We start from the raw sequence: 24723 nt of genomic DNA on the forward strand, positions 1-24723 counted from the left end.
ATTAGTGAGGTGCTCTTCTTTTTTCAATCACTTTCGAAGTTGAGAGTGGGGTAAATATCCCTTTAAGTGTTGCAAGTTCTGTCTACATTATCAATCTGTTTTGTGAATTTATTTATCAATGAATGGTTATTTATAATAACAATGCTCACATAACAACATTCAACTGTATTAGCCGCCTAATGCGGAAACACCTGAGAACTAGGCGGTCATAAAAAGTGGCAAAATTATCTGAATCAAAACTACCTACATCAAAATTATCCAGCCAAGTAATCTTACTAAATAGGCGTGTTAAACGACTCCCAAACCCCTTGTTGGTCTTCATTCAAAATAGGCACATCACCCAAACGACGCCACGGCATATTGCTACCATGAAAGTCGCTGCCAATCGATGTCACAAGATTGTGCTCGGCAATACTACGATCAACCATTCTGCGCGTGCTGATTGGTTCACTTGTGGCTGGTAGCTCACAAGCGTCACCGCCAAGCTGAGCAAACTCCCCAATCAGCTTGCGCACTCGTGTGGCCGATAGCTGATAACGCGTGGGATGTGCGAGCACCGCTCGACCACCACAAGCATGAATCAACTCGATACCATGCTGCATCGTCAACGCCTCGATCGCCACATAAGCAGGCTTATTATCTGCCAAATATTTATCAAAGGCTTTTTGAACGGTTTTGACCTCGCCCCGCTCAAATAATACTTGCCCGATATGCGCGCGTCCAACGGCTTGCGGATTACCCCCTGCCTTATCGAGTACGGCTTGCCACAATTCGTCAAAATCTATGTTTAGCAGCTCGCTGAGCTTTTCGGTGATACGCTGACCACGTGTGGCCCGACTGTCTTGTAGTTGCTGCAGAGTGGCATGCATCTTTTCGCGATCAGTAAAGTCCAGTCCCAGCACATGGATGATCTTATTGGTAGATTTGTTTTTGCCATAGCCACCGCTCAACGTATGCTCACAGCTGATTTCCACCCCATTGATCAGCTGCATATCATAAGCATTGGCAGCTTCTCTTGCCTCATCAATGCCCGCTAGCGTGTCGTGGTCAGTCAATGCCAATACATCAACCCCTGCGGCGTGCGCGCGCTTTACTACTTCAGTTGGTGCGTAAGTACCATCCGAACAGGTACTGTGACAATGTAAGTCATATTTCATAAGATAAACCTTAATATTTTAAAAAATAAGCGTATAAACAATTTAGTAGTAGATAGTCACTATTCATATTGGTTGCTATTGATTGCTATTATTAATGATAATGTCTGAGCCAACTCTCTGGATTTAGCGACTATTGCTGCTGTATTTGATGGTTATATTTGGTCAGCGCTATGGTCATTAGCCACAATAAGACCGTATTACTCTGTAGGTGACGTATATCGCAGGATTATCGTGTTGATTGCTTTTTTTTGCGGCAGTAGACGTGTAAACTACCTCATACGTTTTTGTTGGACACAACCTTTGCTATGAAAGCATTATTAGACTTTATCCCTTTGATTGCCTTTTTTATCGCGGCGCGTTATAACGGTATTTTGGCAGCGGCAGGGGCTTTGCTCGTCGCTACTATCATTGTTTATGCCATTCACTTTATTCGCCAAAAAGGCAAGTTTGATAAGCAACAATGGGTCGTCTTACTATTAACCATTTTGTTTTGCGGTGGCACATTGCTGCTGCGTGATGATATCTATCTGCGTTGGAAATCGCCCATTATCAATGGTATTTTTGCGCTAACTTTATTGGTCAGTGCCATTATCAATAAGCCACTGATGCAGCTTGCGATGAAAGAAGTATTTACTTTAACACTCAGTGGTTGGAAAAAACTGACCGTTGCTTGGGGATTGTTTTTTACCCTTATGGCCGTACTTCATTATATCACAGCCTTTACCATGTCAGATGAGGCTTGGATTAACTTCAAGACTTACGGCTGGATTCCGATTATGTTGGTGTTTGTCGTGGCTCAGTTTGCGGTATTAAAAAAATACCTAAACCCTGCCCTAACAGACAAAACCACCAAGTAATATCGTGATCAAAGAACGTGGTAACGGTTATGGCATGGTGGAGTGCCTCTCAGATTCATTCTCATGTTTTATCATCAACTAAGGAAGTTCCATGTCTTTATTTGTCATTATCGGTCATGACGTGGCCAATAGCAGTGCACAACGTCTGATTACTCGCGCTGAACATATTGAGCGGTTGCAGGCGCTAAGTCGTGAAGATCGTCTGGTGATCGCAGGCCCTACTCCTATTGAGCATGGCAAGAGCGATATGTCAGGCAGTGTAATCATCGCTGAATTTGACTCTATCGAGGCGGCACAAGCGTGGGCGAACGATGAGCCTTATTTGCGTGATGGCGTTTATAGCCACGTAGATATCAAGCCATTTATTCAAGCATTACCAGCACCAACTGATACAGTAGCTGCATCGTGAGTCAAAAGGTCTTTACGTTGAATACTCAGTTCTCTAAAAGTAGCTTGGCTAGCCTGCTACTGATGGCAGCAGTATCAGTGCAAGCCGCGCCAACGGCACCCAACGCAGATGCAGCGAATCCTACAGTAGCCCCTATAAATCAACCTGCTGTAGGCGATGCAGCAACAAGTTCAGCACTAGATATCAATGATACTCTGGCAGCACAGTTGCAACCGTCTACTAAAGCGCTGTCAGCGGCCAATCAAGAGCTGCTCAGCCGTAATGCACAATTGCAACGTCAAGTAAATGATTTGCAGACCCAAGCAAACGTTTTAGTCTATGAGAGCAAAGGTCAGCTGTTTTTGTATGGTGCATTTACCGTTTTGATCAGTTTATTGGTGGGTATTTTTATCTCGTGGCTGGTGTTCGTTCGCCGTGATCGCTGGTAAGCGGTTTATTTTTTAAGACTTGGCAGTTCATCTGCCTGCTACTACGATGCCTGACTATGACTTTATGGCCTTCATTCTGTCATCAGTAATCCCTTCATGATCATTACCAATGCTGCTAAGAACCTCTCATGTCTATCGATAATCACACAAACGCTGAACCCCTCAATGTCATTACTCCAGCCAAGATTGACTGGCAAATGGATGACACTGGCAATAGGGTGCCTGTTTCTGGCGAGTTTGGCGATGTCTATTTCTCCCATGCAGATGGCCTAGCAGAGACGCGTCATGTGTTCTTAGCGCACAATCAGCTGCCTGAGCGCTTGGCACGTCTCGCCCCAAAGCAGTGCTTTACGATTGCCGAATTGGGTTTTGGTACTGGGCTTAATTTCTTAGCAACTTGGCAGTTATGGCGACAGCTGCGCGATACCTACCCACAACTGGCAGATGCCCGCCTACATTTCATTACTACTGAAAAATTCCCGATACCGCTTGCAGATTTGACGCACATACTCGCCCTATGGGGTCAGCGTGCGCCTGAACTTGCTCCATTGATTGAGCCACTTTTGGCTGCGTATCCGCCTCTTATCGCAGGCTGTCATCGTTTGGATTTTTCTTATGATAATCTGACGGTCGATATATGGCTTGGTGATGCAGCCCAGAGCCTTAGCAAACTGGCAATAGAGCGCTCTCAGCAGTCTGCGCCTCAGGCTCATATCGATGCGTGGTTTTTGGATGGCTTTGCCCCTTCTTGCAACAGTACCTTGTGGGCTGACAGTATTTTTGCACAGATGCAGCGCCTATCGCGTCCGCATACCACCGCCGCTACTTATAGCTGCGCAGGCATCGTCAAGCGCGGGCTCAAGGAACATGGCTTCGCCATCAAAAAGGTAAAAGGTTTTGGTCGAAAGCGAGAAATGCTCACCGCAATCATGACAAAGACAGATGACGGTGACACTGCTAACAACAATAAAAATGATGTTCATAACCATGATGAACACAAAACTCATGGAGACAATCAAGACGCGACGGCTCGTCTATTCGATCACACCGTCGTCATCGGTGCAGGCGTCTCAGGGTTGCTAACGGCTTGGGCGCTTGCCAATCGTGGCATTGCGGTCACTTTATTAGACAAAACGGCGCCTCTGGCTGGCGCTTCAGGCAACCCTCGAGCATTGCTTGCCCCCAAAATGACGCCAATTCACCACGTTGATGAGCATTTGCATACCATCGGCTATCTTTATAGCAGCAGACTGTATCGAGCGCTCAATCAAAAAGCCAAACCGCTTGGGATAGCGCCAGTACTGGAGCCGACTGGAGCGCTTGATTTACTGATGAAAGCCAATATTGGCACCGAGCAAATCGAAGATTATCCTGATGAGATGGCAACCATCCTATCCCATGAGCAAGCACAGAATATTAGTGGAATAAAAGAGCAAGACTTATCAGAGAACTTATACTTACCACAGTCTGGTTTGGTCAATCCGCAAACATTGAAAACTATTATATTGACACATTCTCTAATCCGCTTTCAGCAATTAGAAGTGAGTGAGATTAACGAAACTGAACAGCAAGTGTGTATTGAAGGCAGTGATCAAAATCAGGAAACCGTCTCTATTGTTGCTGGTCATGTCGTTATTTGCGCCGCCTTTGAGAGTCATCAATTAGATAAGCGTATTTTTGATTGCCGTAAAATTCGTGGTCAACTGTCTTGGTTTCGTCCTAGCCTAGAGCAACTGGCAGACCTACCCAACATACCACTCAAATACAGCGGTTACTGTGCGCCCTTTAACGCAAAAACAGGGGATGATGAGCTAAATACTGTCACCGCTGGCAAGCCATATCTATTATTAGGCGCAAGTTTTATCCGCAACGATACGGATACGGACTTAAGAGATGACGAGCATCAGATCAGTCGAGACAAGCTCATTACTGCCATCCCTGAGATGGACAGTCTCATTCCCACTGACACCAGCGGATGGCACGGGCGTGCTGGCATTCGCACCCAAACGCCTGACTATCATCCAATCGTTGGGCCGCTAGCCAACAGCGAGCGGATTTGGACCATGAGTGCGATGGGCGCAAAAGGTTATGCGTTGGCACCCATCTGCGCTGAAGCATTAGCGGGTATGATGCTCGGCACCTTTGCACCGCTATCAAAAGCAATGCTCGAACGCCTGTCTCCTAGTCGTACACGCTTGCAGACACCGCTGGCTTAGCGAGCCTTGCATACAAGCTGACAAGTTAGATGATGGTTAATGTATACCTGCAAAAGAGCGATCCCTTTACTCGCCGCCCTACTAGTCACCGCTCTCCATTTTAGACTTAACGGCCCCAAACAATGATTTGCCACTGTCAGATTCGCGAGGTGCTTGATGAGTTACTTTGGCGCTATCATCGTTATGGGTACTGACCATCGGTGCCGTCAGCGTTCGAATCTGCGCTTCGTCACGGGTGTTCTTTTGGATGGTGACTGCAGCAAACAAACTCATGGTAAATGCCATCATGTAGAATCCTTTTTCACTGAGGCTAAGACTGTCTGCATTCATAAGACCAAGTGCGATCAGCGCAATAGACAGTCCAAGCGCCGCCCAGCTAATAAGATAGTACATATTGGTTGTCGGAATGCCTTCACTGCGATCACGCAGCGTTTTTTGTAAACTAATGGCTGCATAAAGACCCAGTGCCAGTACTGCAATATAATACCCCTTTTCATTTAACAACATACTTTGAGCATTCCAAAGCCCTAATAAATATGCAAGCACTCCAACCAGCATAACCGCCCAAGACGTACCGACGTAAGCAGTGGTTGGTCTATAGGCAGCTAGTTGACTCTTGGTAATCGTGTCATTATTCATTATGGTCCTCAGTTTAAAATAGGCAAATCTATATTGGTAAGATAATTTTTATCAACCTTTGTTTCGCCTTAAAATAACACAACCATGCTATATTGTAAGCTAAAAATTATTTTTCAAATAAATAGCGCTTTTAATGGCAGAGTTCTGACATGTCCTTTTTTACCTTACTCATTTTGCTTAGCCTCATTCTTATTGTGCCTATCTTCTTTGTCATAAAAGAAAAATCTAAGCAGGCGCAAGTCGATACGGTGCACCGTCATCAAGAGTATCTGGCGGCGGCAGCGACGAATATAGATCAGAATCAAACGCAGATATCTGTAATAGAAAAGATAGATGACAAAAAAGATCACCGTCTCAATGTGATTCATTTTTCCGCGCATCATCCGTTTATCAAACTGCTCTATAATGAGCAAGTGCCTCATACGTTTCGAGCCACTATGGACGATATTGGACAACAGTACGAGTCTACGCATCATGGTCAAATCACTGAGTCACAGCTATTCACCCTCAACAAACTCATTGCAACCCGTATTCCAGAGCTGATTACTGACTATCTGAGCCTTGATCCGCAGTATGCAAAAACCGTCGTTATTGATACGGACAAACAAAACACCAGCTATGACACAGTACTTGAGCAACTGAACTCGATTTTGGATTTTTCGCAGAAGCTCAACACCCAAAGCCAAAGTGGGGTCGTTGACAAACTACTCGCCAGCCGCCGATATCTAGATGACGTTTATAAAGAAAGTGGCATGGCAGCCGACAGTTTACAAATCAAGTGAGCCTCCCATGACTTATCATCAAACCACCCTTAAGCTACCTGCCTACGCGCGTGGCATCCATGTCATCACGCCTATCATCGAGGAAGCCATTGCTCAGCTCATACCGTCCAGCGCCAAAGCGGGGCTGGTTCATTTGTTTTTGCAACACACGTCAGCCAGTCTCGCCATTAATGAAAATGCTGACCCAGATGTAAGATTGGACACAGAGGATTGGCTCAATAAAATCGCCCCAGCCGATCAGCCAGAGTACCGTCATACCTTAGAGGGCTCCGATGATCTACCAGCGCATCTCAAAAGCATAATGATAGGTGTCAGTTTAACCATTCCTCTGATAGATGGTGTCTTGGGTTTGGGGATGTGGCAAGGGGTTTACTTATGTGAGCACAGAGACATGAAGGGTTATGGCGGACAGCGTAAGCTGGTCATTACAGTCAATACGTAATACTATATAGTGATGAGATGGCAGGTTGACCCTTGCAAATTGCCACATTGATATAGCGCGCTATTAACGGATAAACCTGACTATGAAAACCTCTTTACCAAAACGGCTCAGCTTTTTGAACGCTAACACTTACTGCCTCAGTGCACCTGCTATTTTTTTGAGTGTGTTTTTGCTGACTGCCTGTCAAGAAACGCCAGAACCCGAAGAATCTGCCGAAACACCATCTGAAACATCAACACAGACAACGCCAGTAACGACAAATATCAATGTCAATGAAGCGGCGGATGACAGTATAGAGGAGGTACCGAACTCAGCGCAGACTGCTACTGATTCAGAGCGCGATGTGAGCTTGACTGAACTGGAACAAGACCTTGAAGAGACTAAAACGGCATCAAATAACGCTGTAACCCCTAGTCCAGAGCAGGCCATTAAAGGCGCACAAATCACTGACGTGCGTTATATAAGCGCAGCTGGCGAGTCATTATCCGTCACTTTTGAGACCTCGGCGGCGGGCGTACTCAATGCCATTGTCACTCGCCCCAATCAGCCAAAGTTGACACTCAGCGCACCAGAAGGTCAAGGCAATAACCCAACGTATCGCTCAAGCGATGGTGATGTCCAATTGGTCAGTCATGCAGGTGGCGGCACCGTTGATCTTATCCAAAACAATACCGTCACTAGCTTTGATGCTCTTAGTGCTGACGCAGAAGTCGTCACTGAGTAAATTATCAACTGGCAACTTATTAAAAGACAAATGCCTTAAGCCTCTTAAGAATAATATTTTAAGCAATAAAAAAGGCGGCACACGTTATGGTCGTATGCCGCCTTTTTTATTGCTTATTTTTAGCCAAAACCCGTTGTCTTGCCAAATACCTCAACCAACCAACTCATAAGCGCCCACAGCCCCCACGCGATCATCGCGATGACGATAAGGCCGATAATATCGGGAATGTGCAGATACACCCAAGCCACAATAGGATTACGCCAAAAGCGACTTTGCTGCTGCTTGTCTTCTAGTGATTGATGCAAAAAAGGCCGATCCATATGCATGGTTTCAGTGATGCCATACTCCTGATGCAAATGCTCATGTACGATACCCAATGTCTTGCGGCTAGGACGAATAAAAATATCTAATAGCGTCCCAATGCCCGGCACAATACCGACCACCATATCAATCAGCGCCAGTCTCACTGCAGGCGTCATCTTATGTCCCGGCACGCCTAGCTGACGACCTAATATAAAGGCATAGCTGGTCAACGCCAGCCCCGCCAAATCCCCTGCTAGCGGAATGGTTGACAGCGCGGCATCAGCGCCCATGCCTTGCTTGGTAAATGGCACCCGCACCAATGAGTCCATGGTATTGGCAAATTTGGCCAGTTTACGCTCGGTGGCGATGACTTGCTCGCGTGTCAGTCCCTGCTCAGCAAGTTTTGCCTGATAATCGACACCTGAGCCATTTGTATCAGAGGATTTCTTTGCTTTAAATCTCGGCAACTTCTTAAATTTATCCATTGAAGGTCGTCCATATACAAGCAATTGCAATAAGCGCAAAAACATAGCGTCCGACCCAGATATTGGCTAAGAATGCTTGAAAGCAAGCCTGCGCATTGCGAGTGGCACAGGCGCTGTTTTGCTTAGCAAACATCATCGCCACCAGCGCTAGGCCAAATACTGGCGTGATACCAAGCGACGTCGGTGCAAAATAATGCCACATAGCCGCACCCATAATGAGCAAAAATAGCATCTGTAGCAGCGAGATGATAACGACATCATAGCGGCCAAAGAGTATCGCTGTGGATTTAACCCCAATTTTTAAATCGTCCTCACGATCCGCCATGGCATACTGGGTATCGTATGCTACCGTCCAGCACATATAAGCGATAAACAACAGCCAACACCAGATGTCAGGCGCACCTTGTATCGCGACATACGCCATCGGTATCGCCCAGCCAAACGCCGCCGCCAAAAACACTTGCGGCAAATGGGTATAGCGCTTCATAAAAGGGTAAATAAAGGCCAATATGACCGCCCCTAACGACCAATAAAACACTGCGATAGGTAAAAAAAACAATAAACTGGCACTGAGTAAGACAAGTATCACAAAAGCTGCGATGGCTTCTTTACCAGATAAGCGCCCATCTGCTAAAGGTCGACCTTTAGTGCGGGTCACATGACCATCTACTTTGCGATCGGCAAAGTCATTAATCGCACAGCCTGCCGCCCGCATAAAAATCGCCCCGAGCGCAAATAATACAAATACTTTTAGGCTGGGCAAGCCAGCCGTCGCTCCTTGCTGCTGCGCCTCACCCATCGCTGCTAGCATCACGCCCCATAGCGTCGGCCAAAGTAACAGCTCTATACCGACTGGTTTATCAAAACGGGTCAATTGCAGGTAGGCATGTAGTTTGTCTGAAAATGTCATGGTATTTTAATTATCATCAATAAAAAGTTAGGTAGCCAGCTTATATGCTCGGATAAATTTAATGGATCTGCTGCCATAATTTATTGGCTTCGATCAGCGACAGCTCAGGATATTTTTTGCGTAGGGCTTTTATAGCCGCGATGTCACCTTTGGCAGCATGCTGACGTAGGCAGGCCAAATAAGCTTGTGTGCCTATTTGCTCACGTAATCGTGCTTTTAGTTGCAGTATCTGTGTGCGTAGCGCGATGTTGTATAACAGTAGGCCCGCGCCCATGATCCATATGACTAACGTTGACATTCCGGCTCCTATATCCATTAACTCTAAACACTCAAGCGGATTAACTGAGTCCATTCATCCTAGTAACAAAACGTCTATCACACAAAGTAACCATCAAAGCGTACCGCTTCGTTATGCCAACTCTCATTGGGCTGTTGATTGGCAAGTGACGGTGCAAGCTGTGGGCGCTTTACCACCACGCGGCCTTGTTTGTCACTATCTCTAACAATAGCTTGCGCATGTTGTAGCAGTTGGCGCTCTTCCTCCAGTGTCGGCGGGCTTGCCAACTGGTGCAAGGCTTGCATATGCTTGCCGACTTTTGCACCTTTGCCGGTCTTGCTGTCTTGGTAGCTGTCTTCTGGAAACATCGGATCTAGATAGACCACATCGACGGCTACGGCTTGGTCAGTCGTGTTTTTTTGCAATTGAGCAAAATAACTTAGTGCGTCCGTGTTGATAATAGTTAAGCGCGCCATCAGCTTTTGCCAGTTGGGCTGTGCACTCATCCGCTGCTGCTCTACCAACAATAGCAATGCCATCAACGGCTGCTGCTCGAACATGGTGACTTGTGCGCCGGTGCTGGCCAATATCAAACTGTCATGACCGAAGCCCGCCGTTGCATCGATAACACGGCTATCTGCGGTAATCTTCGCTGCTTGCAGCAATAGCTCAGATTTGCGTCCTGCGCTTACCACGCGGCGCTGCAATTTGTCCCATTCTGGTGACACGCTCAGTCCATCACTGAGCCATGATAGCTTATCTTTTGCATCCAGTAATAAGATAGGACGAGCAAAGGTTTCGCATAATTGCTGGCGGCGTTTTTGTGTGAATTTCTCCAGTGAGAGCTCGGTCTCTAAAACGATTGGCAGTTTATGTTCACTCATCAACGACTGTAGGCGCTCAATCTGAGCTTGTTGGCTGTCATTCACATAAAACAATTGGCAATGTACAAAAGCCTCAGAGTCGCTATACGCTTGACGCACATCTGTCATAATCACCATCCTTTTTGCCGCTTGATTGGAGCCTCTAGTATCATAAATAACTTGACCAATTTACCCTGCCATTTGATACCCAAAACCCCAAGCCGCTATCAATACAATAACACCCGTAATAATGCGCAGCCACGCAAAAATAGTAAAATCACGGCGACTCACCCACGCCACAAGCAGGCGAATACAAAGAAGCGCGACAACAAATGATACGATGGTGCCGATACCGAGCACCACCCAGTCTTCACTGCTAGCCAGTACCTCATGATGCTTCGCTAAATCAAGCAAGCCTGCACCAACGATCACTGGGATACCTAAAAAGAAAGAAAACTCTGCCGAAGCCTTGCGCGAGACGCCAAGCCATAGCGCCCCAATGATCGTCGATCCTGAGCGTGACGTGCCTGGTATCAGAGCCAGACACTGAAATAGGCCAATCATCAACGCCGTTTTCATGCTGATATCTTCTGCCTCTTTTGCAATGATTGGCTTAGGGCGTTTTTCGACATAAAAAATCAGCAGACCACCGATGATAAGCATGATAGCGACTGTGATCGGATTAAACAGATAAGTCTTAATCTCATCGGCAAAGGTAAAGCCCACCAGCATCACCGGAATAGTGGCGACAATCAGACTCAGCCCCAGCTGCCGTGGGTTGCTCATGCCGTCCGCTTTGCCTGTGATTAACCCCATCAGCGCTTGCCACAGTCTGCCCCAATAGTCGTATATCACCGCCAAAATAGCACCGAGCTGTACGACAACCACAAACAAATCGACTTTTTCTTTGGTCCAAAAACCCATCACATCTGCAGATAAAATCAAATAGCCCGTACTAGAGATGGGTAAAAACTCAGTGATACCTTCCACGATACCCATAATGACGGCTTGAACGAATAAAAGTATATCCACAGTAACTTTCCTAAAAACAGACTGGCCCAAAAACAGGCTGAGCTCAGAACAGACCGATTGGCTGTCCTATGTTGACGTTGGTTTTATATTGATTCATGCTCACAAAGTATTCAACAGTTATGCCTTACCTTGCTCTTTGAGGGTTTTCCAAACTTGATTGCGCAGATATTTTGGTAGCGCTTGCGCCGCCTCAGTACCGCCAACGTTTGCAAACTGTGCAATGCCAAGCTGCCCGATGACGACAGCATCTGGCCAAATATCGTCATGACACATTTGCTGATCCTGTAGCGCTAATAGCGGCACGCCATTTCCTGCGATAGGCAGGTTAAGGGCTGTCTGACTATCATAATCTAAAAGCTGCTCAGTACTATCGCTATCGTCGGCCACTACTGGCTGCATGATATGGCGTCCTGTCTGATTGTCTGATATTAGCTCGTACTGTCCAAAATAAACTTGCTGCATACGAGCATCAAGCGCGCTATATAAGCGTGTCAATCCATGCTGCTCATACGCAGACTGTGCGATTGCTTGTAGGCTTGAGACCCCAACGCAAGGCAAATCATGCGCGACAGACAGCGCCTGTACCACCGCAGTATTGATACGTATACCGCTAAATGCCCCCGGCCCTCGATTAAATATCAGCGCCTGTATATCAGCAAGCTGCAATTGCGCCTCGGATAATGCCGCATCAATCATTGGTAATATTTGCTGCGTTTGCTCACGTTTGCCTTTTTCAGTGCGGCTCGATAACACTTGCCCACTCGAATCTAAAATCGCGATCGAGCACTGATCGAACACGGTATCCATTGCTAAAAACATCACAACCTCGGCTTATACTTTGGTATTCTAAATGGGTTTGTCAGATTTTAATAATTTTTAATAGCCATTTATTATTTATGTACTATCAAAATTTAGACAGAATGAAACAGCGCCTATCATAGCATTTAGGCTAAATGAATTTTATCAATTTCTACGCTTTTCCACACTTTATTCATCTGTACTTATTCATAGCTAACCATAAAAAACCCTAAAGCTTAGGTAGCTTTAGGGCCTATATAAAATACTTTCAGTATGCATCACGATGGCTTAGAAGCGTGTTTTAAACTTCTTTGGCGCTTGGTTTTGCATTTCTTGCATCTGCTTTTGCATCTCTTCGGTGCTTGGCATATTGTTCGGATCCAGTCCCATTTGCTTGGCCATTTGTTCTGGATTCACGTCTTTAGTGCCTGGTTGACCGCCGCCAAACAATGGGCCGCCACCGCCTGCGCTGCCACCACCCATGAGGCCTTGCATCGACTTCATCATTTTACTGATGCCTTCTGGTTTTGAGATCATTTTCATCATTTTTGCCATTTGCTTGTGCTGCTTGAGCAAACGGTTGACGTCCTGAATCTCACGACCTGAACCTGCAGCAATGCGGCGCTTACGGCTTGGATTGATTTTATCAGGATTTTTGCGCTCAAAGGGCGTCATGGAATTGATCAATGCTTCCATCTCGCGCACTTTTTCTTCTGGCTTTGCCCCTTCAACTGCTTTTTGCATCTCAGAGCCGCCCATGCCTGGCATTTTATCTAAAAACCCTGCCATGCCACCCATACTTTTCATTTGCTGAAATTGAGTCAACAGATCCTCAAGGTCGAAATCACCGCCCTTTTGTATCTTTTTCGCCATTTTTTCGGCTTTATCACGGTCGATTTTTTGTTCGACTTCTTCAACCAAACTCAGTACGTCGCCCATACCAAGGATACGCTGGGCAATACGCTCAGGGTGGAATAGCTCTAACTCGTCTAGTTTTTCACCGCGACCCAAGAACTTAATTGGCTTGCCGGTGATAGCACGTACAGACAGCGCCGCACCGCCGCGCGCATCACCATCGGTCTTGGTGAGGATAACGCCTGTTAGCGGTAGCGCATCATTAAAGGCTTTTGCGGTATTGGCGGCATCTTGACCCGTCATTGCATCGACGACGAATAGTGTCTCAGATGGGTTAACCGCAGCCGTTAGCGCTTTGATCTCATCCATCATGGTATCGTCGATATGTAGACGACCCGCGGTATCAATAATCAGAATATCTTGATATTGGATTTTGGCTTCTTCAATCGCACGCTTTGCGATATCGATTGGATTTTCATCCGTGCTTGAGTTCACAAACTTGGCATTTACCTGACCGGCGACTTGCTCAAGCTGTTTAATCGCCGCTGGACGGTAGACGTCGGCCGATACCAGCATCACCTTTTTCTTTTGGCGTTCTTGTAGATATTTGGCCAATTTACCAGCGGTGGTCGTTTTACCAGCCCCTTGCAAACCTGCTAGCAAATAGACAACGGGCGGTTTGCCTGTCATCTCTAACTGCTGATTGGCACTGCCCATCATTTCAGTCAACTCGTCGTGTACGATCTTGACAAATGCTTGACCTGGCGCTAGCTCTTTTAGCACTTCAGCACCAAGCGCTTGCTCTTTGACGCGTTTGACGAAATCACGAGTGATAGGTAGCGCCACGTCAGCTTCTAACAATGCCATACGCACTTCGCGCAGCGTGTCTTTGATATTGTCTTCAGTCAGTTGTCCAGATCCTACGATATTACGTAGGCTGGACGATAAGCGTTCTGTTAAGGTATCAAACATAAATAACTCTCAATTAAAATGGTTTTCAATTAAATAATACGCAATTAAAATAACTTTTAATAAAAATGGTGGTGACTCAAACCATTCATCAATATAGTCGGATAGTCAATAAAATACTGAGGATGCTCTGATAAAAAATCATATTATCAATACTATAGCATCAACACGGCTCAAAACTTATAGTGGTTTTGCAAAACTTGGCTCTAATATTTATAAGTGACTTACGATATATTTTGCGGATTGATGCTTTGTCAATCATATTTATAAGCAATAAGTAAGATGATGCTCAACTGGCAACCATTTTATGATAAATTGGACGATTATTCTAATCATTCCGATAATACTATTTTATCGACACATTGAGCGGCATATTTATGCTCAATATAAGATGAGGCTTTTTATCTGTGCACCTTGCATTTTTACTTGCTAGCATGGCTTATATCTTGGTCAGTTGCCATATTGGTTGGTCACTGATTGCTGATAAACCTATCCATAAGCGCATCAGTTTGGGATTGCTGCTGGTCGGTATGGCCGCACATGCGACGCTGCTCTATCCGTATGTCGTGACTCTGTATGGTCTAAACTTCAACTTGTTTAACATCATCAGCCTGACCAGTTTATTTTTCCTATTCTTTTATCTGTTATTCTGTTTATACCGCCCTATTCTGAGTCTGGGCATTTTGGCGTCCCCTACTGCGCTGCTGGGCATGACGGTAGGTTATGTTGGTCGCGCGCCTTATCAACCACTAACTGACGTCAGTGTCGGGCTTGAGGCTCACATACTCCTCTCATTAGCGGCTTATTGTGTGCTGTTGATGGCGGCAGTACAAGCGCTATTTTTGCGTCTACAAATTCGCGAGCTGAAACATCATACCATTCACCGCTTTTGGGTCAATAAGCTCCCTTCATTGCAGAGTATGGAGAGTCTATTATTCGATATGCTCTTGGTCGGCTTTGTATTACTCAGTATCGCACTGGGGATTGGGTTTATCTATGTCGAAGATTTGATGGCACAGCATATCGTGCACAAAACAGTATTTAGTCTGCTATCGTGGTTATTGTTTGGTACGTTGCTGCTTGGCAATTGGCGCGCAGGATGGCGCGGTAAACGCGCTGCCAACATTACCATTTATGCCTTTATTCTGTTAGCGATTGGCTTTGTGGGTAGTAAGTTTGTTTTGGAGATGCTGATATAAAACATAGCAACATAAACAAGGCAATCAGTAACTGTTGCTACTGACCGCCTTTTTTATCTCATTTACTACTGGTTTTTTAGTTAAAAACGACGGTCTTGTTACCTGCTACAATCACACGATTCTGCACATGCCAATTGACAGCACGCGCCAATACATTGCGCTCAATATCACGCCCAATCGCACGCAACTCTGTCACCCCCTGACGGTGGGTCACACGGTGTACGTCTTGCTCGATGATAGGCCCTTGATCGAGCTCGGCGGTGACATAGTGCGCTGTTGCGCCGATAAGTTTGACACCTTTGTCATAGGCTTGACGGTACGGATCGGCACCGACAAACGCTGGCAAAAATGAGTGATGGATATTAATCACCTGCATCGGCCAGCGTTTGACAAAATCGGACGACAATATCTGCATATAACGCGCCAATACCAATAAGTCATTGCCTGCCATCAGCTGATGGATTTGCTCTTCTGCCTCTGACTTATTGTCTTTGGTCACGGGGACATGGTGAAAGGCAATGCCGAAGTTTTCGACCGCTTGCTGTAAATCAGGGTGGTTGCTGACCACACAAGTAATATCACAATCGAGCAAGCCGCGCTGATGACGCCATAATAAGTCCAATAACGCATGATCGAACTTTGACACCAAGATACCGACCTTGGTCTTCGTGGCATTGTTGTGTAGCCGCCACGTCATGTTGTGGCGCTTAGCAACTGTATGCGCAAAGCTGGCCTCAAAGTTATCCATAATTTCGCTTAAGCCTGCCAACGCAAACTCTAAACGCATAAAGTACTGCCCGCCCTCATGCGCGGTGGAGTACTGATCCAAGGTGATGATGTTCGCGCCATAGCGATGGATGAATTCAGATACCGCTTGGACGATGCCCGCTTGGTCGCGGCACTTAATGAGTAGCGTCGCGGTATCGATAGCTACTGTCGTTTGCGAAGATTTTGCTGATGTACTTGGCAATGACACAGCTGTATTGTCGCTTGGTGTGGTGTTACTTGGTGTTGTTTTACTTAGCATAATGCGCCCAATTCAAAAAACAAAGCTATCAGCTCTACATGGTCATGCTGATAGCAAAAATCTAATAAAAGTATAAGAAACCGACTATTCTAATCGTTTTTGCAAAACTTTGCTGATTGAGTTGCTTGTATTTGGTTATTAAGATTATAAATGCAAAAACCCCCAACGCGGGGTTGGGGGTTTATAAAATGCTAATCTTATACATAAGAGTTATGAATCATCATTCAACTTTAAGAACCCTAGAGAACTTGGCATTACTATTACTCACTGTAACAATAGAACCTAGCAACGCTTCGTTGAAGCTAACAGAGTAAAATGGATGATTTATACCTGAATCTATATTGCTTTGGCCACCAATAGAAACCGTATATTCTGTTCGACGTTCTAAAGGCGATGTTAATATTTCCACAGAAGTGCTTGGAGCATTTTCATCAATTTTAACACTCATATTATTTACACAAGTAGCTCCACCCGTACCGAATGGGCTTGCATTATCTATCCAAGGCGTGACTAAACTGGTTCCGCTTATTGACAAATCATTTACCTCACTAGGCAGTTGATAGTTAATACTCTGTGTATTTTCACTACCATTAACGAAGGTTGATGCATCAAAGCGTACCTTTACCCAGTTAGAATAACGTAGTGGATAACGGATTTCGAAATCAGCACGCCCTTCGTCATCAGTAATAAACGTATAACCATCCTCTGAAACCGTACCACCAATAATTGCAACTGGATTAATTGGATCTAGCTGTTTATTACCAATAACAATATTACCATTAGCATCAACATTTTTGTCAATATCTTCGTCTTGATCTAACGTATAGTTATAGTTTAGATCTTCCGTGGTAATCCATTCAGACTGCAAGAAAATAGGCGATTTTTCAGAGAATACTTTAGGCTCAGGTGTCGTAGTAACCTCCTGACCATTCTCATCCTTTTCTTTGATATCAGCCGCTTGATAGGTCACCGTGCTGTCTAACAAACAGACTCTACCTTGAGCATACTGTGTAGCATAAGACTTAATTGAAACTTCTTGATTCGGGACAGCACGACCTGAACCATCCATAACCGATATCGAACCACGTACCGTATAGTAAATATCATCAGAAGATCGCTTATTACCAAATGCTAACGTGGTGTATACCGATTCCTTAGATACAGTGATATTAGTAGTTTTTTCAGGAACACCAAAGGTATTATCTAATAAGCGCGCGTTGATAACTACACCACCAATAGGAGAGCTAGCATTGGCTTGATAAACCACACGCGCCTCACCTCTACTATTCGTCACCGCTGTTGCAGCCGATAAGCGGCCCGCTGAAGAATCTGACGCACGACTGAATACGACCGTTTGCCCTTCGACGGGTACATCATTTTTATCTTTGACTGTCGCGACAACTTCGGTGCTGGTGCCAGGAATGATGACCGATTTGACCGGTTGGAACAGCATTTTTGCAGGGGTTGTCGCACGGAAGCGTGTATCGACAGTGGTTTGATAACGGGGCTCGCCGTTTTGTAGGGTTTCGCCTAATACTGTCGCCTGTAGTACCGCTGTGCCAGCAAGCTCAGACTTTAGCCAAAATTTTACAGTAATAACGTTGCCTTGAATATCGCTGGGTTTAATGGGTTTAGAGACAACAACTTCACCGTTAAATTTACTGATATAACTAGTAATTAAGCTACCTAATGAGGTTTGTAACTCTACTTGCTTCCCTATCAGTGAATTCGCTTGGTTAGCATTATCAGCACGGATTTGGATTTGAATCTCTTGTGGCGCATCGACATTATAAATATCTGCAATATTGATAAAGCTGATGCCTGCTTGCGAGACTTTGACCAGATCAATGCTATTGAGACTACGCTGAGTATTGATACTATCCTCGCCAACAGCGCGCGCAAACACTTGCAAGTTGCCGTTACTGTCAAAGGTAAGCTGATCCTCTTTGACTTTAAAAGTTGCCTGTCCATCGCTATTAGTAGTCGCTATTGCCGCTGGTGTAATCAAATCACCATTCGCGTCAACCAGCTGCATTGCTGTATTACCAATCGTCTGCCCTGCACCATCAACAAGTATAGTAGTTATGGTAATCGTCTCACCATCTTGTAGCTTAGTATTACTCGCTTCGATACTAATTTTTGTACCCACGGCTGATAGACTTAGAATTTTACTTTCACGGGTAGTCAGTGTGACAACACCATTAGGATCATATTCAGGGGTAACTATCTTGGCTTCAATATCAATAGTGTGATTTAGGCGCGCATTAATGCTGCCGGCGGCTAAAAGTACGCCGACATCAATTTGACCATTTGCATCAGTGGTTACCATGCTTGGTGTCGTAAGTGCCGCTCCACTTGCCGCTAGATTGGTAATAGCCAGCTGTACAGGAACGCCGGCTAAGATACCGCCCTTACTGTCAGTCACGCGGAAGGTGGCATTGGTTTGATCTCCACCAGTAGTTAGCGTGGACTTATCAGAGCTGACAAGGATCTGATACTCATCAATGGTCGCAGTATCTACAGGTACAATATAGTCTGACTCAATATCAAAGCCACCAGTCGTTTTAGTTGTCGCTGTGACCTTGACACCTGCCTCTAAAATCGCTTGATTGACATTAGCGCCAGGTTCAAGTTTGAGGTCAAATGTTGCCACACCGTCACTATTAGTACTGGCTGTACTGCTACCAACTATACTAACGCCTGTTTGAATCGGCTTATCAACGCTTAGGCGCACTTCACGATTACCAATAGCCTTATCATTATCTGTCGCTCGTACAAAGACTTTAAAGGTATCACCTTTAGTACTAACCACTTTGTTTGCGCCGATAGTGATATTTTCTGTCGTACCCGTAGCACTACTAGGCGTGGTAGTGGTGACGGTACTGGTTTTAGTCGCAATATTACCGTTAGCATCCGCCGCTGAAAAAGCGACAAAAAAGCTTGAGCCGATGGCTTTTTTCTGTTCCTCTGTCAGCCCTGCTGGTACGGCAAGGGTATAACTAGCCACCCCTGAATTATTAGTGACCTGCTCTTTACCGCTGACCAGACGCACGCCTTGCTCTGCAATCGCAGCAGGGAGCGCTAGGAAAACTTTTTGTCCCGCAATCACATTGTCTTGACTGTCTTTGGCAATAACTTCTACCTGCGTTTCACCGCCGTTTAAGTTCAAAGGCTCAGGCTTTAGATCAATCAGATCGATCGCCGCTTTAGTGGATTGTACATTGAACTCAATCGCTTGCGTTTTACCTGTCAAAGTTTCACGTAACACAGCTTCAAGCTTTTTGTTTTTTAGCGCCGCTTTTTGCTCCTTAGTTAAGTTATTAGGTACAGTGACAGTAAAGCTGACATTACCACTAGCGTCCGTGGTCACAGAGGTAATACTATCACCTGCTTTTCCATTAACGGTCAATAGTTTTGCTAATGCTCTGTCCTTAAAATCAATGGTCACCGGTTGACCACTAATTGGAATATTAGTGGTTTGTGTGCTGATACCTGCACCTACAACGACCGTATCACCTTCACCATTCAAGGTATAGTACGGACGGTTGTTGATAAGGGTTGGATTGTTTAGAACGGTTAAATCTACAGTTGGCGTAGTAATGATGACGTTTTTAATATCAGACGTATACGTTTCACCTTTTTCGATATAAGACAGCTGGTAATTGATACCGACCTTCTTGAGCTCTTCACGCTTCTCATAGTTTAAACCTTCAGGGATAGTCACGATAAAGGTGGTTTCACCATTAAAGTCAGTAGTGTTACTGTCTGGACTAACAGTTACGCCATAACCCTGAGCTTTTTTGTCAAGTGAGATACTGACTTCTTGATTTTGTGCAGCGCTATTGCTTTTGTTACTTAATAGTTTAACTTTAATAACACCCTCACCACCAAACTCACTGATGCTTGGGGTAAGGATAGAGGCAAAACTTAATGTAGTGGTAGGCTTTTCTACCTGAATCTTGCCAGACAACGTAGCTTGGGTGCCATCAACATCGATAATGGTTGCAGTATAGTTGATATTTGATTCGGCAAGTGCCTTTTGCTCGTCTTCATTAAGGTTATCTTTTATATTTACAGTAAAAGATACACGGCCTGCATTATCTGTGCTCTGCTCAGCATCAATGATTGTAAACACTTCAGGCTGGTCGATCTTAAGCTTGACGACTCTATTGAAAGCAGCACTGCTATCAGGATACTTACCCGTGATATCGACTACAAACTGCTTATCAGTGGTGAGCACAGGCTGGTTACTATTATCAACAAGTTGAATCTCACTTTGACCCACTTCATCACTAAGTGCAATTAGACTGCTTGTCACATCACTCTTAGCACCGGAGTCTTCAACGGTCGTCGCGGTGAGCACAAACGACTTAGCTTTTTCAATTTTTGCTTTTTGATCAGAATTCAACCCTGCTGGCACACGAACGGTAAAGCTGACTTCACCTTGATTGTTGGTTAATTTGGTGGCGCTACTGTCTAAGCTTAAAAGCCCAACTAAGTTGTCAGGAAGGCTTGCTGTCACTGGCTGGTTTGCAACGACTCCACCATTTTTATCATTAATGCGGAAGCTGATAGTAGTGCTGCCACCTGAGCTTGATAACTGCTTGTTGGTTAGAGTACCAAGGCTTAGCTGATATTGGGCAGCCGGGATGATAACTGGTGCATTATATTTACTAGAGACTACACCATCAATATCAGTGAGGCTCACGGTATAGCTAAGACCAGATTTGACCAATGCTTGACGTTCAGCGTCACTCATCGTAGGACTAATATTTACGATAAATGTGGTTATACCTTTTGCATCTGTTTTTTGTTCACTGTTTTGTAGTGTGAGCTTTGAGGCGTTATTAATTGTTAGTTTGGCCACTTTGTCTGCAGCAGCGCTACCATCGTTACGTGTCCCTGAGACTTGGATGCTAAAGCTGTCTTTTAAAATGTTGACCGGTGCAGGATTAGTGGTGACAGCGAGTGTCGTTTGACTGGCTTGTACCTTATCAGTAACACTGATAGCAACACTCGCAGTGCTTGTGGCTCCTGTAGACTCTACAGCTGCGACATTTAGTGCAAAGCCACTGTGGTTCTCAATTAGTGTTTTTTGTGCTTGGTTCAGATTGGTCGGTACACGTACATTGAAACTAACCATACCTTTAGCGTCAGTAGTCTGGTTTGTAGCACCATCTAGAGTAATGACACCCGCATTCACCAAAGCAGCTGGTAGGCTTGCTTTAACTACTTGGTTCGCTATTACGCCGCCGTTTTTATCGTTGACACGAAAGCTGATGGTCGTGCTACCACCCGAGCTTGACAGCTTATCACTACTCATTTGGCCAAAGCTAATTTTATATTGAGCGGCTGGTACATCAGCTTCAGCAGTGAAAGACTCGATCGCTCGGCTATCGTTATCGGTTAATACGACTTTATAATCGATGTTACTAGCAGCGATAGTGCGGCGCTCAGCTAGGCTTAGACTTGGATCAATATTGACGATAAATGTAGCATTACCCGAACCATCTGTCGTTTGTTGGTTACCAGCAATGCTAACGCCTTTAATTCCTTCGATACTTAGCTCGACAGGTTTATTAATTGCCGCATTGCCATTTGGCAGTTTGGCTGCTACTTGTATACTAAAGCTGTCTTTCAACACATTGACCACGCTTGGCATAGTGCTGGCGCTGACGACGATATCACTCCTAGTCGGATCCGCATTAACAGTAATTTTTTCACTTTTGGCTTTAACGCTTACACCTGATGACTCTGTCAGTCTTGCGACTAATGAGAACCCGCTTCTTTCAATAGCTTTACGCTGATCAACGGACAACCCTTCAGGGATACGCACAGTATAGTTAACGACACCTTGAGCATCTGTTGTTTGATTGGCGGCGCTAGTAAGTGTAACCAGCCCTTTTTGTGTTAAGATACTGGGCAAGCTCGCGGTCACTTGCTGGCCTGCCACGATACCGCCAGTTTTATCATTAACACGGAAGCTGATGGTGGTTTCACCTCCAGTGCTAAGTAGTTTGCTCTTGCTTGCTGTTCCTGTGTTTATTTTATATTCGGCGACAGGCATAATGACCGATGCATTATAAGTTTCGCTAGTAATACCATCATCATCTGTCAAAGTAACGGTATAAGGTATGCCGTTTTTGACTAGGTTGTTACGCTGAGTATCCGTTAAATCTTGGATATTTACTGTAAATTCAGCGACACCTGCACTATTGGTCACCTGCTTACTGCCCGCAATGCTCACTCCTGGTACATTTTCAATGCTAAGCTTAACCTCTTTTTCATTTGCCGCACTACCGTCAGGACGCTTAGCGGCTACCTGAATACTAAAGCTGTTTTTGAGTACATTAATAGCTTTAGGAATGCTTTTTGCATCTAAAATCGTCTCACTCTCAGCGGTAATCTGTATATGAGCACTATCTATCTTGCTGCTGGCACCTGATGCTTCAATGACCTCGGCAGACAGTACAAAGCCACCTGCCTTTTCTAAAATCGCACGATTACTTTTTGATAACCCTTTTGGAATACTGACGGTATAGCTAACCATACCTTTATTATCAGTAGTTTGCATGGCTGTACTGTCTAAGCTTAATAGCCCCTTTGCGGTCAGTTCAGCAGGCAAGCTTACTGTGACTCTTTCACCGGCTACTGCGCCTCCGTCTTTGTCATTGACGCGAAAGCTGATATCCACGCTACTACCAAAACTTGATATTCTCGCTTTACTGGTATTAGCTGCTTTGATTTGATACTTGGCAGCAGGTATCTCAACGTTGCTCTTACCCTCTTTTACTGTTTTAGAGTTATTTGGCTCAGATAAGGTAATCGTATAACTGAGCCCCTCTTTAGCAAGCTTGGTGCGCTCCGCATTACTCAACGTTGGCGCCACAATAAGATCAACTACTGCTTGGCCTTTATCATTAAAAGTGAGCGCCTCAGTACTTAAGCTAACACCTTTTATACCACTGTTGAGCTTAATAGAGGCTTTTGCCCCAGCAATGCTCGTTGGAACTTTGTCGTTAATCGCAGTTGCATTGATAGTGATTGTTTGACTGTCACCATAAGCGTTAAGTGCACTGGCGTTTCCAGATACTGTCAGCTTATAGTCTGAGGTAGGAATCGCAACCGGCAGTATGCCCGAGACTTCTTTAGTCGCACCATTTTTTTCAATGATATTGATAGCATAAACTACACCTTTTAATAGCGCCTCACGAGCAGCCTTTGATAACCCTTTATCAACAATAATGTCAAAGGTAGCCACGCCATTGCTATCAGTAGTTTTGTTACTTCCGACAATAGCAACTCCTTTGATGTCACCAATTCCCATACCAACCTGTACGTCTGCAGCGCGTGCGCCATCCGCATTTTTGAGAATAACGCTAAATTGAGCCCTATCACCGTAAGGATTTAGCTTGTTATTAGATACTGAGCTTGTTTGAAGTCGATTGTCGACATCAAGAGTACTAACTACTGTTTGGGTGCCATCACCGCTGCCTTCTTTACTAACGCGGACCGTCAGCACTTGAGTGATGGTTGCGCCATTTGACGGCTGTTTAGCCGTTGCTTTTAAGCTAAAGCCGTTTTTGATTAGGTTTGCTTTTTGCGTCTCATCAAGTACCAGCGGGTTAAGCTTTAACTCATAAGTCGCCACCCCTTTGCCATCAGTAGTCTGAGTGCTAGACCCTTCAATGGTAACACCAGTATTTAGTGAGTCATCAATACTGAGACTGATTGCCTTATCGATAGCCGCGCCGCCAGATATGTTTTCAACTGCTTTTACAGTTACATTAAAGATGATAGGCTCATCTGTGAGCTTAATATTTGTGGGGACGGTATAAAGTTTTTGTAAACTAAAATCCTCCGCCGGTACTTGCTCACCACCGTTATTACTACCACCATTACCGTTATTACCATTACCACCTGTACCAGGCTGAACCCCTAAGTCGGGCGCTGGTGCAACAGAGTCTACGGTGTCACCATCACCGCCTCCACCACAACCTGCTAACGCTAGCGCGCAAGTCAAAGAAGTGAGCTGAAACAACTTAGAAGTAAAAGGTAATGAGCTGTATGACATGTTTTGACTCCGCATGAGTAGTAATTTATTCAAGCAAATAAGCAAAAACCATTACCAAAACTAAAAAATATTGGTAATGATACATAGATTTACAGTGATGCTAGTGTATTAACAGAATGTATTGAATATATAACAGCAACTTTACTGACTTTTGTTATAACTTACAACTAAAAATTACCCCACTCTCAACTTGAAATAAGCAAATCAAACTGAAGAGGCGGATTACCAAGTTTTTTATTGAGTACAAAGCACAGATTATGCGACAGAATCTTACGAA

Annotated in this window: 19 protein-coding genes; 8 read left to right on the forward strand and 11 right to left on the reverse strand. The window is 45.0% G+C overall.

The features are described from left to right. Positions 1-275: 275 nt before the first annotated feature. A complete protein-coding gene (locus tag L0G63_RS09110; protein ID WP_301450357.1) occupies positions 276-1157 on the reverse strand; it encodes a PHP domain-containing protein in 882 nt (293 codons plus the stop codon). 305 nt (positions 1158-1462) lie between these two features. Here L0G63_RS09110 and ispZ point away from each other — a divergent pair, with 305 nt between their 5' ends. The 4 genes from ispZ to mnmC all read left to right on the forward strand — a co-directional run bounded on the left by ispZ (position 1463) and on the right by mnmC (position 5067). Beyond that, entirely contained in the window at positions 1463-2014 is a 552-nt protein-coding gene (gene ispZ, locus L0G63_RS09115; RefSeq protein WP_301450358.1) for a septation protein IspZ, read from the forward strand. Positions 2015-2105: 91 nt separating this feature from the next. Then, a complete protein-coding gene (locus L0G63_RS09120; RefSeq protein WP_301450359.1) occupies positions 2106-2423 on the forward strand; it encodes a YciI family protein in 318 nt (105 codons plus the stop codon). A 17-nt stretch (positions 2424-2440) separates the two neighbouring features. Continuing rightward, a complete protein-coding gene (locus tag L0G63_RS09125) occupies positions 2441-2851 on the forward strand; it encodes a hypothetical protein (protein ID WP_301450360.1) in 411 nt (136 codons plus the stop codon). Positions 2852-2979: 128 nt separating this feature from the next. Continuing rightward, positions 2980-5067, forward strand: coding sequence for an FAD-dependent 5-carboxymethylaminomethyl-2-thiouridine(34) oxidoreductase MnmC (gene mnmC, locus L0G63_RS09130; RefSeq protein WP_301450361.1), 2088 nt, complete (start codon positions 2980-2982; stop codon positions 5065-5067). Between the two features lie 81 nt (positions 5068-5148). Here mnmC and yiaA read toward each other — a convergent pair whose 3' ends face one another. Continuing rightward, positions 5149-5706, reverse strand: coding sequence for an inner membrane protein YiaA (yiaA, locus tag L0G63_RS09135; protein ID WP_201583686.1), 558 nt, complete (start codon positions 5704-5706; stop codon positions 5149-5151). Positions 5707-5855: 149 nt separating this feature from the next. Between yiaA and L0G63_RS09140 the strand changes: the two genes are divergently transcribed. The 3 genes from L0G63_RS09140 (at position 5856) to L0G63_RS09150 (ending at position 7654) form a co-directional block, all read left to right on the forward strand. After that, positions 5856-6488: a hypothetical protein gene (locus L0G63_RS09140; RefSeq protein WP_301450362.1), complete on the forward strand. Its 633-nt coding sequence runs from the start codon at positions 5856-5858 to the stop codon at positions 6486-6488. A 7-nt stretch (positions 6489-6495) separates the two neighbouring features. Next, a complete protein-coding gene (locus tag L0G63_RS09145) occupies positions 6496-6930 on the forward strand; it encodes a secondary thiamine-phosphate synthase enzyme YjbQ (RefSeq protein WP_288996282.1) in 435 nt (144 codons plus the stop codon). Between the two features lie 82 nt (positions 6931-7012). Continuing rightward, complete coding sequence (locus tag L0G63_RS09150; RefSeq protein WP_301450363.1) at positions 7013-7654, forward strand: hypothetical protein; 642 nt, start codon at positions 7013-7015, stop codon at positions 7652-7654. A gap of 119 nt (positions 7655-7773) precedes the next feature. Here L0G63_RS09150 and L0G63_RS09155 read toward each other — a convergent pair whose 3' ends face one another. The 7 genes from L0G63_RS09155 to ffh form a co-directional block, all read right to left on the reverse strand. Then, positions 7774-8442, reverse strand: a complete 669-nt coding sequence (locus tag L0G63_RS09155; protein ID WP_301450364.1) for a DUF4112 domain-containing protein — start codon at positions 8440-8442, stop codon at positions 7774-7776. Beyond that, positions 8435-9352 (reverse strand): 4-hydroxybenzoate octaprenyltransferase, encoded by a 918-nt coding sequence (gene ubiA, locus L0G63_RS09160; RefSeq protein ID WP_301450365.1) that lies wholly within the window; start codon positions 9350-9352, stop codon positions 8435-8437. Before ubiA ends, L0G63_RS09155 begins: the two co-directional genes overlap by 8 nt. A 58-nt stretch (positions 9353-9410) precedes the next feature. Continuing rightward, positions 9411-9650, reverse strand: a complete 240-nt coding sequence (locus tag L0G63_RS09165; RefSeq protein WP_301450366.1) for a hypothetical protein — start codon at positions 9648-9650, stop codon at positions 9411-9413. Between the two features lie 77 nt (positions 9651-9727). Further along, on the reverse strand, positions 9728-10621 hold the full coding sequence (locus L0G63_RS09170) for a class I SAM-dependent methyltransferase (protein WP_301450367.1): 894 nt from the start codon (positions 10619-10621) through the stop codon (positions 9728-9730). 60 nt (positions 10622-10681) lie between these two features. Then, positions 10682-11524 carry an undecaprenyl-diphosphate phosphatase gene (locus L0G63_RS09175; protein ID WP_301450368.1) on the reverse strand — a complete coding sequence of 281 codons (843 nt, stop codon included), beginning with the start codon at positions 11522-11524 and terminating at the stop codon, positions 10682-10684. 117 nt (positions 11525-11641) lie between these two features. Then, positions 11642-12343: a tRNA (adenosine(37)-N6)-threonylcarbamoyltransferase complex dimerization subunit type 1 TsaB gene (tsaB, locus tag L0G63_RS09180; RefSeq protein ID WP_301450372.1), complete on the reverse strand. Its 702-nt coding sequence runs from the start codon at positions 12341-12343 to the stop codon at positions 11642-11644. 267 nt (positions 12344-12610) lie between these two features. Continuing rightward, positions 12611-14149, reverse strand: coding sequence for a signal recognition particle protein (gene ffh, locus L0G63_RS09185; RefSeq protein ID WP_301450369.1), 1539 nt, complete (start codon positions 14147-14149; stop codon positions 12611-12613). A gap of 431 nt (positions 14150-14580) precedes the next feature. On the opposite strand from ffh, the gene L0G63_RS09190 reads away from it, so the two are divergent. Then, complete coding sequence (locus tag L0G63_RS09190; protein ID WP_301450373.1) at positions 14581-15345, forward strand: inner membrane protein YpjD; 765 nt, start codon at positions 14581-14583, stop codon at positions 15343-15345. 76 nt (positions 15346-15421) lie between these two features. Here the strand turns inward: L0G63_RS09190 and purU are convergent, their stop codons facing one another. After that, on the reverse strand, positions 15422-16372 hold the full coding sequence (gene purU / locus L0G63_RS09195) for a formyltetrahydrofolate deformylase (protein ID WP_301450370.1): 951 nt from the start codon (positions 16370-16372) through the stop codon (positions 15422-15424). Positions 16373-16592: 220 nt separating this feature from the next. After that, positions 16593-24446, reverse strand: coding sequence for a hypothetical protein (locus L0G63_RS09200; RefSeq protein ID WP_301450371.1), 7854 nt, complete (start codon positions 24444-24446; stop codon positions 16593-16595). Positions 24447-24723 lie beyond the last annotated feature (277 nt).

This window comes from Psychrobacter sp., assembly GCF_030454045.1.
Taxonomy (GTDB): Bacteria; Pseudomonadota; Gammaproteobacteria; order Pseudomonadales; family Moraxellaceae; genus Psychrobacter.